This window comes from Chromatium okenii (assembly GCF_016583745.1).
GTDB classification, from domain to species: Bacteria; Pseudomonadota; Gammaproteobacteria; order Chromatiales; family Chromatiaceae; genus Chromatium; species Chromatium okenii.
In genome coordinates, this window is sequence record NZ_NRRQ01000002.1 from 33,130 (window position 1) to 45,799 (window position 12,670).

Sequence of the window (12,670 nt, forward strand, 5' to 3'; positions counted from 1 at the left end):
CCGTTTTTCATTCTCTGGTTTTTATAAAAAATCGATGACTATTTCGCGCAAGCCCATCCCACCATTTCAAGCCACTTCAGAAGATGCCACCGCGACGGCGGCGCTGTCGCATTGGCGGCTCGCACTGCTGCGCGGCACCATTTGGGGGCTGCACGGCATGATTTATGCGCCGTTGTTTACCGGTTTGACCGAGCTGTTAAAAAGTCTCGGCGTCGGTGCGCCCACGCCAGTCATCGCCGCGACCATCACCGGCACCATCACCGCCGTGCTTTACGGTGCCCGCGAAATCTCGCTGATGAGTTCTGGCATCGGTGCCGCGATTGGGGTTCTGTTATTGATTGTTTTAACTGGACCTTTTGCCTTTCTACAAACGATTTTGATCGCAGCCGTCGTGGCCGCCATCGCCGGATTAACGATCCGATTTCCCACCCGCTGCGCCACCCACGTCGCACCCAAAGCCTTATCTGGACTCGCAGCAGGTACCATCGGCGGTCTGATTGTGATGGTGACGGAACGCCAACTCGACGCCCCGCTCAGTTTGAGCGTCGTGCTCGCCATCTTGGTCAGCGTCAACGGCTTGCTCTATGTATTGACGCTGCGCTGGTGGGTCGCCTTCACCGATCAACTCTGCAACACCATCATTCCCTGTTATATCGCGGAGGCATTCATCATGGCGTTATTGGCAAGCGTTGCTGCCGGCAGCGTGTGGCTGGTCAGCGGGCCTTTGACCAATGCCGAAGGACTGTGGTGGCAAACCGCCAGTCTCGGAATGCACGCGCAGCTCGTGCCCGCCATCGTCGGTGGCATCGTCGGCGGCAGCGTTGCCGGCATGATTTTTGAGTTATTCCGCCTGTCTTGGGTCAGTGACCTGTAATTGCGATGGCAAAAAGCAAATCCAGTCGGCGCTGGCTCGACCGGCACGTCAACGACCCTTACGTCAAACAATCGCTGCGGGACGGCTATCGCTCCCGCGCCGCGTATAAACTGCTGGAATTACAAGAGAAAGAACGCATTTTGCAGCCAGGCACCCGCGTGTTGGATTTGGGCGCAGCGCCGGGCAGTTGGTCACAGATCGCCCGCCGTCTCGTCGGTACGACCGGCTGCGTGATTGCGCTTGATCTGCTGCCGCTGGAGCCGCTGCCGGAGGTGCAATTCATACAGGGCGATTTCCGCGAAGAAGCAGTGCTGGCGCAACTGCGGGAGTTGATTGGCAACCAACGGCTGGACGTGGTGTTGTCGGACATGGCACCCAATATCACCGGCACGACAGTGGTTGACCAAGCGCGGATGGTCTATCTATTGGAATTGGCGCTGGCGCTGGCGCAGGAACAGCTCAAACCCAACGGTGCATTGATTCTGAAAGCGTTTCAAGGCGAAGGATTTGATACCTTTTTGCACGACCTGCGCGGCAGTTTTACGCGGGTAGCGCAGCGCAAACCGCTGGCATCTCGCGCCGAAAGTCGGGAGATTTATCTGGTAGCGCGTGGATTTAAAGCATCATCTCGTTCTTAAATAGCGGCGCTGCGGCACAATGTCGCCACACTGTTTTGCAATTGATCATTAAACAAAAAGGCTGACTGCGATGAGTGATATGGCAAAAAATTTACTGTTATGGGTCGTCATCGCCATTGTGCTGATGTCTGTGTTTAATAATTTCACCACCGTTCAAACTGCGCCACGGACATTGAATTATTCGGATTTTATTGCGCAAGTGAAACAGAGCGCAGTGCGCGAGGTGATGATTCAAGGACGCTTAATTGAAGGTGTCACTGCTTCCGGTCAACGCTTCAAAACTTACAGCCCCGGCGATGATGGTTTAGTCGGTGATTTATTGAACAATCAAGTCGTGATTAAAGCAGAATCACCGCCCAAACAATCCATTTTAATGCAGATTTTAATTAACTGGTTTCCGCTGTTAATTCTGGTAGTGATTTGGGTGTTTTTTATGCGCCAGATGCAGGGCGGTTCTGGTGGACGGAATGCAATGTCATTCGGTAAAAGTCGGGCGCGGCTATTGTCGGAAGATCAGATTAAAGTGACTTTTCAAGATGTGGCGGGCGCAGAAGAAGCGAAAGAAGAAGTCGTTGAGATGGTGGATTTTTTGCGCGATCCCAGCAAATTCCAAAAGCTCGGCGGCAAAATCCCCAAAGGCGTGTTGATGGTGGGCCCGCCCGGTACTGGTAAAACCTTGCTGGCGCGTGCGATTGCTGGCGAGGCGAAGGTGCCATTTTTCAATATCTCTGGCTCCGATTTTGTGGAAATGTTCGTCGGCGTGGGCGCATCGCGGGTGCGCGATATGTTTGATCAAGCCAAGAAACAAGCGCCGTGCATTATTTTCATTGATGAAATTGACGCGGTGGGACGCCATCGCGGCGCAGGTTTGGGCGGCGGTCACGATGAACGTGAGCAAACCTTGAATCAGTTGCTGGTGGAAATGGACGGTTTTGAGGGCAGCGAGGGCGTGATTGTGATCGCCGCCACCAACCGCCCCGACGTGCTTGATCCCGCATTGTTGCGCCCTGGGCGCTTTGATCGGCAGGTGGTGGTGCCGTTGCCAGACGTGCGCGGGCGCGAGCAGATTTTGAAAGTTCACATGCGCAAAATTCCGGCGGCTGAGGATGTGAAGGCGTCGATTTTGGCACGCGGAACGCCCGGTTTTTCTGGCGCTGATTTAGCCAATTTAATTAACGAGGCGGCATTATTTGCTGCGCGTTCTAATAAGAAATTGGTGGAAATGGGCGATATGGAAAAAGCCAAGGATAAAATTATGATGGGCGCAGAACGGCGCTCCATGGTGATGTCCGAGGATGAAAAGCGAATGACCGCGTATCACGAAGCGGGGCATGTGATTGTTGGGCGTTTAGTGCCCGCACATGATCCGGTGCATAAGGTGAGCATTATTCCGCGAGGGCGAGCGTTGGGCGTCACGTTATTTTTACCCGATGGTGATCGGTTTAGTTATAGCAAAGAACGTTTAGAAAGTAGCATTGCGGGATTGTTTGGTGGGCGTTTAGCTGAAGAACTTGTGTATGGCGCTGAATGCGTGACCACTGGGGCGCAAAACGATATTCATCGCGCTACGGAAATCGCACGCAATATGGTCACGAAGTGGGGGTTATCTGCCAAGTTAGGGCCATTAACCTATAGCGATGAACAGCAAGAAGTGTTTCTCGGTCATTCGGTGGCGCAGCATAAAAGTGTATCCGATGAAACCACGCATTTAATTGATGAAGAAATCCGCGTGTTTATTGAGCGCAATTATGAGCGGGCGCGGCATATTTTGCTCGATCACATGGAACAATTACATGCGATGGTGGCGGCGTTAATGAAATACGAAACGATTGATGCACACCAAATTGAGGACATCATGGCGGGACGGACGCCGCGCCCGCCGAAGGATTGGAATGATGATGACGCGCTGCCGACGCTGACGCCGCCCGGCAAGGTGCCCGATGCGGATGCTGCCGCGCAGGGGTGTTGAGCGATGCGCCATTATTTCGGCACTGATGGCATTCGGGGGCGCGTGGGTGAGGGCTATATCACCCCGGATTTTGTGTTGAAGCTGGGTTGGGCGGCGGGACGCGTGCTCGGTCAAGGACGCGGTAAGGTCTTGATTGGCAAGGATACGCGGCTGTCTGGCTATATGTTTGAGTCGGCTTTGGAAGCCGGTTTGGTCGCAGCCGGCGTCAACGTTCGCCTGCTCGGGCCGATGAGCACCCCCGGCGTGGCGTATCTCACCCGCACCTTTCGCGCCAGCGCGGGCATCGTGATTACCGCGTCGCACAATCCGTATCAAGACAACGGCATCAAATTCTTCTCGGCCGAAGGCGACAAGCTGCCGGATGACGTGGAATTGGCGATTGAGGCGACTTTGGCGCAGCCGCTGCGCACCGTTGACTCCAGCGCGTTGGGCAAGGTGCAGCGGGTGGAGGACGCCGGCGGGCGTTATATCGAATTTTGCAAAAGCACGATTCCGGCGACGATGAATTTTCGTGGGCTAAAGCTCGTCGTCGATTGCGCCAATGGTGCGACCTACAACACCGCGCCCTATGTCTTTGAGGAGCTGGGCGCAACGGTGGTGCGGTTTGGCACCGAGCCAGACGGTTTTAATATCAACCGCGATCTCGGCTCCACCAAACCCGAAACGCTGTGTCGGCTGGTGGTCGCGGAAGGCGCAGATTTGGGCATTGCCTTTGATGGCGACGGCGACCGCGTGCTGATGTGCGATGCCAGCGGGCAACTGTTCGACGGCGACCAACTCCTTTATATCATTGCAAAATCGCGTTATCTCAGCGGCGCTCTGCGCGGCGCGGTGGTCGGTACCGTGATGAGCAATCTCGGTTTAGAACACGCGCTGCAGCGGCTCGGCATCGCCTTTGTGCGCACCAAGGTTGGCGACCGCTACATCATGGAGCAGCTCAAGCGCGACGACGGCATTCTCGGCGGTGAACCGTCCGGGCACCTCATCTGCCGCGACCGCACCACCACCGGCGACGGCATCATTGCTGCCCTGCAAGTGCTCGCCGCGCTCAACCGCTTGGACAGCACGCTGACTGCGCTGGGCGCGGAGGTCAAACGCTATCCGCAGGTGCTGATTAACGTGCGCCTCGACAGCCAGCGCGACGTGCTCACTGCGCCGGCGCTGCAAACTGCGGTGGCGGCGGCGGAGGCAGAATTAGCCGGACACGGGCGCGTGTTGCTGCGAGCGTCGGGGACGGAACCGCTGGTGCGGGTGATGGTGGAAGGCGTTGATGCCGAGCAGGTCACGCGGCTGGCGGAACAATTGGCGGCGGTGGTGCAGGCGCAGCTTGGCGCGGCGTGATGCCAGTTAGGTGACGCCGGTCAGGGAGCTGGCGCGGCGTCGTTTCATTCAATGCTTGGTTAATTGTTGTGGAAATGCTGTGGCTATTGTTAATAAAAGTGCATTGGTTCCTTATTCGGCAGCACAGATGTTTAATTTAGTGTATGACGTTGGTTCTTATCCGCGTTTTTTACCTTGGTGCAGCAGTTCACGGGTGCTCTCAGAAACTGATGAACAAATCTGTGGCTTAATTGAAATTTCCCGTTTGGGTATTCATCAAGCCTTCAGCACCTGCAATCGTTATGAGCGCGACCGCAGAATGAGTATTGATTTATTAGATGGCCCATTTCGTAAATTAGCTGGTGGCTGGGAATTCACGCCGTTACGCGCTAATGCGTCCAAAGTGGAATTAAAACTAGAATTTGAATTTTCAGGACGCCTCATTGATAAAGCCTTTGGCACCGTTTTTAATCAAGTCGCCAATTCGCTAGTGGATGCCTTTTGCAAACGCGCCGATGAAGTGTATCGGAATTGATTTGCGCAGTGGCGGGCGCTGAGAAGTGAGCGCCAACACGCCGTTATTGCTTTGGCTCCAATCCCAGTGCTTTTAATCCCCGCGTCAATGCGCCGGGCTGCGTTTCATAATCTGGCACCGTCACAATCGTGCTTTTCGGTGTTTCACGCGTGACAGCAGGTTGGGCATTCGGTTTGACATCTCCTGCAATTTTTACCAACACCTCATCTTGGAAATGCAGCGTTAAATAATGCTTTTCCATGGGAAGATGACCACGCCGAATGGTGTAGACATAATCCCAACGATCTTGATGAAAAAAGTCGCTTAATAACGGTGTCCCCAGTAAAAAACTGACTTGGCGCTTGGTCATTCCTGTAGTGAGTTCTGCCACCGTTTCCGCAGTTAAGATATTGCCCTGTTGCACCGTCATCTTATACACAAAGGGCAAATTCTCTAACACCGAGGCATGATAATCGGCGGGTTTGTGTTCACGAGCACAGCCGGAGTGACAAAAAACCGTTATGGTGCTCACTATTGCAAAACGAAAAAGTTGTCGCATCTAACCTCTAATAACGCTGAGTTCGCGGTAAACCCAAATCATACCGCAGCCGTGATGTGCGATCACGCCGGGCGCGGTACATAAACACTGGTTTATCCATCGTGGTGACATCACTGCGGAGGCAGGAGTAAAGAATTGGAAAACCAACAACTGAAACAAGCTGGATTAAAAATTACGGTGCCGCGAGTCAAAATTTTAGCCATTCTTGAACGCAGCAAAAAACGTCATCTGAGTGCGGAAGATGTCTATAAAACGCTATTGAAAGATCACGAAGAAATTGGCTTGGCGACCGTGTATCGGGTGTTGACGCAGTTTGAAACTGCTGGCCTGGTGTGTCGGCGCAATTTTGAAAGCGGGCAATCCGTGTTTGAATTAAATAACGGCATACATCACGATCATCTGCTGTGTGTGAATTGCGACCGCGTCGTAGAATTTACTGATCCGGTGATTGAAGAGCGGCAGACGCGCATTGCGGAACAGTATGGCTTTGCTATTGCCGATCACACGTTGGTCATTTATGGCACCTGCACCAATTGCCAAAATAAAACTGCGCAGGATAAATCCTAAACTCGCCACACTGGCGCTATTGATAACGCGAGTGCAGCGAGTGTCAATTCAATTAAGGCAGACTAATCCGGTTCATGGTTTTACTGCCCGGGGTGCGCCAGTCTTTAATTGCAGCGGCGGTGTGTACTAACACCAATAATAAGACGATGATCCCGCCCATGCCGTGCAGTGTAAACAGCGTTTCTGCAAGGGTTTTGGTCTCGTCAGTTGCGGTCAGCAATGCTGGTAAGGTCATATTAAAAAACTGCACAGTTTCCCCGGCAGCGGAAGTTGCTAACCAACCGCCAATGGGTAAACAAATCAATAAGACATACAGCAACAAATGAATGCCTTTGGCAACCAAGGCTTGGAGTTTAGGTGGCTCTGGATCATACGCGGGCGTGGGTAATAATACGCGCAGCGCCACGCGGATTAACATCAATACGAATAGCAAGACACCAAAGGTCATGTGTACCTTGACTAAAGAACCAACGCCTTCATCACCAAATACCATGAATGCCATGCCGCTGGTGAGCATTCCAAACACCATAATGGCAATTAGCCAATGCAGAATCCGTTGTAATAAATTGTAACGTGCTGTCAATTGAATATCCTCTTTTGGAATCGTTATGAATGGACACGGTGACGGCGTTTTTGCACCACACCAACCAGCCAACATCATACGCAAATTTGCGTCCTAATTGAATGAACAAAGTGAGATGGCGGTGGGAATCTGTAGTGTCAAGTGGGCGGGCACCCGGGCGCAGTGCCAGCGCGAGGTTGCCCGCGCCCAAAACTCGGTCACGCTCGGCACTGGCGGCAGCGGTTCTTGACCGAGCAGTGCCCAAATGTGGTGCAGCGTCGGCAGCGGATGCTGCGGATCAACCGGCGCTGCCGCTTGTGCTTTGCTGAGTTTGTGCCCGTTGTGATCGACGAGCAGCGGGATGTGCGCGTAGCGGGGCTGCGCCAGCCCTAAATGCTGTTGCAGCAGCAGTTGGCGCGGGGTGGATAGCAATAAATCCGCGCCGCGCACCACTTGCGTGATCTGCTGCCAAGCGTCGTCAACCACGACGGCGAGTTGATAAGCGTGAATGCCGTCGGCGCGGCGCAGTACGAAATCGCCCACGTCTTCGGCGATATTTTGGGTGTGGTGCCCGTGAATGCGGTCGGTAAATGCCAGCGATGCGGCGGTGGTGCGCAGTCGCACGGTGCGCAGCGGGCGGTTGGCGGCAAGTCCGTAGCGGCAGGTGCCGGGATAAATCGTTCCGTCCACACCAGCGCGACCGTTGCGGGCGAGATCGGTGCGGCTACAGCCGCAGGGATAGGTCAAGCCGGCGGCGGTGAGTTGGGCGAGCGCGGTTTGATAGGCGCTGGTGCGGTCGTGTTGGTAGCGCACTGGCTCATCCCAGCGCATTCCAAAACGGTGCAAAGTGTCCAATAACGCGGCGGCAGCACCGGGCACGGTGCGCGTGTGATCGAGGTCTTCAATGCGTACCAACCAGGTGCCGCCGTGCGCACGAGCGTCGGCGTAACTGGCAATGGCGGTGAGGAGTGAGCCGAGATGCAGCGCCCCCGTGGGAGACGGTGCAAAGCGTCCGCGATAGGCGGCTCGGATGGAGGGTGAAATCGATCCGAGCATGAGAATGAACTGCTGAGGTGAACGATTAACCGCGTTGTTTTTCGCGGATTTCGTCCAGCGTTTTGCAATCAATACAGAGTGTTGCGGTCAAACGTGCCTCCAGACGACGAATGCCAATCTCCACGCCGCAGGCTTCACAATAGCCATAATCGTGGTTATCAAGACGATCAAGCGCCTCGTCGATTTTTTTAATCAGCTTGCGCTCGCGGTCGCGGGTGCGCAGCTCCAAACTGAACTCCGATTCTTGCGTGGCGCGATCATTGGGATCGGGAAAATTGGTGGCATCGTCCTGCATGTGGTGGACGGTGCGATCCACTTCTTCCATTAACGATTGTTTCCAAGCGAGCAGCAGACCGCGAAAATGCTCCTCCTGCGCTGGATTCATGTATTCCTCGTCAGCCGTGAGTGCGTAGGGTTTAAATCCTAACGTCACTGCTTCCTGTGCTTGGGCGTGAACTTTTGCTTCGGCCATGGCGATCTCCCGAAGGCGTTGCGCGTGGAATCTGTGTGGCGATCATCCGGGCAAGCAAATGAGGATGTGCCGCGAAAAACGCCTTTAAGTACCAGATATGACGCAATTGGGCAACATCAACCGCACAACAGCAGCAATTGACATGAGACATCAGCACGCAAAAACCAGCGGTTCATTCCCACTTTTGCGCGGACGGATTCCAATAGTTGCGCACGGTGGCAACGGCGTCATGCTGATCCTAATTTGATCTGCAATCCTCACAAATCAACCGCTATAAAAAACGCAATTCTTTTGTTTTAATCTCCCGCCGCAACTGTGGTATCATTCGCGGTTCACTTTATTCCCGTTGCAGCTCCGATAACGCAAGGTATCCCATGGATCAAGAACAGCAACAGTCACAATTGAAGCAATTGATCGCCAAGGGCAAAGAACAGGGTTATCTCACCTACTCCGAGGTAAACGACCATCTACCCTCTGGCATTGTTGAAACGGATCAAATCGAAGACATCATTCGGATGATCAATGAGATGGGAATCATGGTGCAGGAGATCGCGCCTGATGTGGTCGATCATACCCTGAGTGATTCCGCTGTTTCTGATGATGATGCCGCCGAAGCTGCCGCTGCCGCAATCGCTACGGTTGATAGCGAATTTGGCCGCACAACTGATCCGGTACGCATGTATATGCGCGAAATGGGCACGGTAGAATTATTAACCCGTGAGGGTGAATTAACGATTGCCAAGCGCATTGAAGATGGTCTCAATCAAGTTTTAGAATCCCTGTCAATTTATCCGCGCACCGTTGAAAAATTGATTGAAATTTTTGATCGCGTTGAGCGTGAAGAAACGCGCCTCACTGATGTTATTTCTGGCTTTAATGATGGTGATGATGAAGCGCCAATACCGGTGATTGCACCCGTGATTGAAACGCCCATTCATCTCGATAAAACAGCACTGGAAGCTGACATTGATCCTGATACGGATACGGATGAAGAAGAACCGGCAGTGGTGTATACCGGTCCTGATCCTGAAGATGCCGCAGCGCGAGCGGCGTTATTGCGCGAACGTTTTGGTATTTTGCGGGCAGCATTAGAAGAATACGGGCGCGATGATGCGCGGTCGCGGGCAGCGATGAAAGATGTCTCTGAAGTCTTTTTGCAATTCAAATTAGTTGCGCCAGTCTTTCAAGAACTCACTGAAATTTTGCGTCATACGGTCGAGCGGATTCGCACCCAAGAACGCCAAATGATGGCGCTGTGTATTGACCAAGCGGGAATGCCGCGCAAGTTATTTATTGAGAGTTTTCCCAAAAATGAAGCCAATCCAAATTGGCTTGATGGGCACTTAAAAAAGCGTCACGCTTATACCTCCCGTTTGAATGCTCTCGCGCCTGAGATTCGCCGCGTGCAGCGCAAATTACAGGACGTTGAACGTGAAAACATTTTGACGATTGGTGAGATTAAAGAAGTCAATCGCAAGATGTCGATTGGGGAAGCGAAAGCACGCCGCGCTAAAAAGGAAATGGTGGAGGCGAATTTACGGCTGGTGATTTCAATTGCAAAGAAATACACTAATCGCGGGTTGCAATTCCTCGATCTCATTCAGGAAGGCAACATTGGTTTGATGAAGGCGGTCGATAAATTTGAATACCGGCGCGGCTATAAGTTTTCCACTTATGCAACGTGGTGGATTCGCCAAGCGATTACCCGTTCTATTGCTGATCAAGCGCGTACCATTCGGATTCCGGTACACATGATTGAGACGATCAATAAACTCAATCGCATTTCGCGGCAGATGATTCAAGAAATGGGGCGCGAGGCGACGCCAGAAGAATTGGCAACGCGGATGGAAATGCCAGAAGATAAGGTGCGCAAGGTCTTAAAAATCGCCAAGGAGCCGATCTCAATGGAGACGCCAATTGGTGATGATGAAGATTCACATCTTGGCGATTTCATTGAGGATGCGGGAGTGATTTCGCCGATTGATTCGGCGACTGCAGAAGGGTTGCGTGAGGCGACGCAAAATATGTTGGCGAGTTTGACTTCCCGCGAGGCAAAGGTCTTGCGAATGCGCTTTGGGATTGATATGAATACCGACCACACGCTGGAGGAGGTTGGTAAACAGTTTGATGTGACCCGCGAGCGGATTCGTCAAATTGAAGCCAAGGCGTTGCGCAAGCTGCGCCATCCGACGCGATCCGATAAACTACGCAGCTTTCTTGATACCGATTAAGCGCGTTAGCACCAGTTATTGAGGGCCGTTAGCTCAGTGGTGAGAGCAGGGGACTCATAATCCCTTGGTCGTAGGTTCAAATCCTACACGGCCTACCACGCAACAGCCGCTCCGGTCGCCAGCCGGAGCGGTTTTTTTACGCTTAAAATTTGAAGAAAAACGATATGGACGGGCACAAAAAAGCCGCTCTCGTGAGCGGCTTTTGTGCATTAAAAATGTGGTCGGGGTGACAGGATTTGAACCTGCGACTTCTGCCTCCCGAAGACAGCGCTCTACCAAGCTGAGCTACACCCCGCAAACTGTTGGCATCACCGCGAGCGACTGACTGAAAAATCCGCCATCGTGGCAAGGGCGGTGGTCGCTGCGGAAGCTGGGAGCACTTTTAACGCTTCTTGTGCCCACATAACGTGCTTTTTTGCGAGTTGCGCAGTGTAGGCGATTGCATCAGTTGACGCAATCGCTTGGGTGACGGCGTCAATGTGCTCGCGTCCGCCGGTTTCAATCGCGCTCCGCAGCAACGCTTGCTGCGCAGGAGTTCCCACCGCCAACGCTCGAATCACCGGCAAAGTTGGTTTGCCTTCCTCAAGATCGTCGCCGACATTTTTGCCCCAATCGGCATTATCGACGCTGTAATCCAACGCATCGTCAATCAACTGGAACGCGATGCCCAGATGCAAGCCGTAACTCGCGGCTGCCGCTTCAACCTCTGGCGACGCATCCGCAATGACCGCTCCCAACCGTGAACCGGCTTCAAACAGCGTCGCGGTTTTGCGCGTAATCACTTCCATATAACGCGCCTCGGTGGTGTCGGGATCGTGCTCATTGAGCAACTGCAACACTTCGCCCTCGGCAATCCGATTGGTGGCGTGCGCCAGCACCTCCATCACCCGCATGTTGCCGACATCTACCATCATTTCAAAAGCGCGGGAATAGAGAAAATCACCGACCAGCACGCTGGCATCATTGCCCCAGACGACATTTGCCGTCTCGCGGTTACGGCGCAACGCGGAGTTGTCAACCACATCATCATGCAGCAGCGTCGAGGTGTGGATAAATTCCACCACTGCTGCCAAGTCGATGTGACGCTCGCCGCGATAGCCGCAGGCACGAGCGGCAAGCAGCACACAAAGTGGACGCAGCCGTTTACCGCCACTGTTGACGATGTAGTGGCCGATTTGGTTAATCAGAACAACGTCGGACTGAAGGCGGCGCAGGATCAAGGCGTCCACGGCCTTCGAGTCCTCAGCGACGGGGTGTCGAATCGTGGAGAGGTCCATGCGTATTTTTAGGAGTCTGTCGATGATGGCGGCTGAAGATGCTAGGAGTGGCACAAAAAGCTGTCAAGCCACAAGGTCGCGGTTTATGGTTATTGTGAGCAAGTTGAAGATTACGCCATTTTAGGGCTTCCAGTCGACTGATTTACGCACCTAAAACGATGAAATTGGCGCAAAACGCGGCACGATTCCGCACCAGTGGCGGCGTTAAGTGATTGACTGAACCTATTATATCGACATAATATCCCGCTTCTTTGTTCCGACGCTTGGCGTCGCCAACAATTCCGAATCGTTGTGGGGATTTCAAATCATGTACGCGGTCATTCAAACCGGCGGTAAGCAATACCGGGTTTCCGAAGGAGATACGGTGAAAGTTGAAAAACTGGTCGCCGAAGCAGGCACCAGCATTGATTTAGATCAAGTATTGATGGTCGCTGATGGCGATGACATTAAAGTTGGAACGCCTTATCTCACCGGCGGCTGCGTCACCGCAACTGTGGAAAGTCACGGGCGGGCGCAAAAAGTTAAGATCGTTAAATTCCGGCGGCGCAAACATTATTTGAAGCGTCAAGGGCATCGGCAGTGGTACACGGCGCTGACAATCACCAGCATCAGCGCCGGATAAGGGGGAATT

Annotated in this window: 13 protein-coding genes and 2 tRNA genes; 9 read left to right on the forward strand and 6 right to left on the reverse strand. The window is 53.3% G+C overall.

Annotated features, from left to right (window positions below):
• The first annotated feature begins 34 nt into the window (after positions 1 to 34).
• The 5 genes from CKO12_RS00915 to CKO12_RS00935 all read left to right on the forward strand — a co-directional run bounded on the left by CKO12_RS00915 (position 35) and on the right by CKO12_RS00935 (position 5,336).
• On the forward strand, positions 35 to 874 hold the full coding sequence (locus CKO12_RS00915; RefSeq protein ID WP_242466139.1) for a hypothetical protein: 840 nt from the start codon (positions 35 to 37) through the stop codon (positions 872 to 874).
• 5 nt (positions 875 to 879) lie between these two features.
• A complete protein-coding gene (locus CKO12_RS00920) occupies positions 880 to 1,512 on the forward strand; it encodes an RlmE family RNA methyltransferase (RefSeq protein ID WP_200152852.1) in 633 nt (210 codons plus the stop codon).
• Between the two features lie 70 nt (positions 1,513 to 1,582).
• Positions 1,583 to 3,481, forward strand: coding sequence for an ATP-dependent zinc metalloprotease FtsH (gene ftsH / locus CKO12_RS00925; RefSeq protein WP_200152853.1), 1,899 nt, complete (start codon positions 1,583 to 1,585; stop codon positions 3,479 to 3,481).
• A 3-nt stretch (positions 3,482 to 3,484) separates the two neighbouring features.
• Positions 3,485 to 4,822: a phosphoglucosamine mutase gene (gene glmM, locus CKO12_RS00930; RefSeq protein WP_200152854.1), complete on the forward strand. Its 1,338-nt coding sequence runs from the start codon at positions 3,485 to 3,487 to the stop codon at positions 4,820 to 4,822.
• Positions 4,823 to 4,901: 79 nt separating this feature from the next.
• Positions 4,902 to 5,336, forward strand: a complete 435-nt coding sequence (locus CKO12_RS00935; protein ID WP_200152855.1) for an SRPBCC family protein — start codon at positions 4,902 to 4,904, stop codon at positions 5,334 to 5,336.
• 43 nt (positions 5,337 to 5,379) lie between these two features.
• On the opposite strand, the gene CKO12_RS00940 is transcribed toward CKO12_RS00935, so the two are convergent.
• Positions 5,380 to 5,847: an outer membrane protein assembly factor BamE gene (locus tag CKO12_RS00940; protein WP_338032676.1), complete on the reverse strand. Its 468-nt coding sequence runs from the start codon at positions 5,845 to 5,847 to the stop codon at positions 5,380 to 5,382.
• A gap of 162 nt (positions 5,848 to 6,009) precedes the next feature.
• Here CKO12_RS00940 and fur point away from each other — a divergent pair, with 162 nt between their 5' ends.
• On the forward strand, positions 6,010 to 6,441 hold the full coding sequence (fur, locus tag CKO12_RS00945) for a ferric iron uptake transcriptional regulator (protein ID WP_200152857.1): 432 nt from the start codon (positions 6,010 to 6,012) through the stop codon (positions 6,439 to 6,441).
• A 52-nt stretch (positions 6,442 to 6,493) separates the two neighbouring features.
• Here fur and CKO12_RS00950 read toward each other — a convergent pair whose 3' ends face one another.
• From CKO12_RS00950 to dksA, 3 genes are read right to left on the reverse strand one after another with little or no spacing between them, the layout of a single operon-like run.
• Entirely contained in the window at positions 6,494 to 7,102 is a 609-nt protein-coding gene (locus CKO12_RS00950) for a cytochrome b (RefSeq protein WP_242466140.1), read from the reverse strand.
• A 15-nt stretch (positions 7,103 to 7,117) separates the two neighbouring features.
• A complete protein-coding gene (gene gluQRS, locus CKO12_RS00955; protein WP_200152858.1) occupies positions 7,118 to 8,059 on the reverse strand; it encodes a tRNA glutamyl-Q(34) synthetase GluQRS in 942 nt (313 codons plus the stop codon).
• Positions 8,060 to 8,084: 25 nt separating this feature from the next.
• Entirely contained in the window at positions 8,085 to 8,531 is a 447-nt protein-coding gene (dksA, locus tag CKO12_RS00960; protein ID WP_200152859.1) for an RNA polymerase-binding protein DksA, read from the reverse strand.
• A 374-nt stretch (positions 8,532 to 8,905) separates the two neighbouring features.
• Here dksA and rpoD point away from each other — a divergent pair, with 374 nt between their 5' ends.
• Positions 8,906 to 10,762 (forward strand): RNA polymerase sigma factor RpoD, encoded by a 1,857-nt coding sequence (rpoD, locus tag CKO12_RS00965; RefSeq protein WP_200152860.1) that lies wholly within the window; start codon positions 8,906 to 8,908, stop codon positions 10,760 to 10,762.
• Between the two features lie 22 nt (positions 10,763 to 10,784).
• Positions 10,785 to 10,860 (forward strand) — tRNA-Ile (locus CKO12_RS00970).
• A gap of 120 nt (positions 10,861 to 10,980) precedes the next feature.
• Here the strand turns inward: CKO12_RS00970 and CKO12_RS00975 are convergent.
• Positions 10,981 to 11,057, reverse strand: a tRNA-Pro gene (locus tag CKO12_RS00975).
• A gap of 13 nt (positions 11,058 to 11,070) precedes the next feature.
• The gene (locus CKO12_RS00980) at positions 11,071 to 12,039 is read right to left on the reverse strand and encodes a polyprenyl synthetase family protein (protein ID WP_200152861.1); all 969 of its coding nucleotides are present in this window, start codon (positions 12,037 to 12,039) and stop codon (positions 11,071 to 11,073) included.
• 307 nt (positions 12,040 to 12,346) lie between these two features.
• On the opposite strand from CKO12_RS00980, the gene rplU reads away from it, so the two are divergent.
• A complete protein-coding gene (gene rplU / locus CKO12_RS00985; RefSeq protein WP_200152862.1) occupies positions 12,347 to 12,661 on the forward strand; it encodes a 50S ribosomal protein L21 in 315 nt (104 codons plus the stop codon).
• Positions 12,662 to 12,670: the final 9 nt, after the last annotated feature.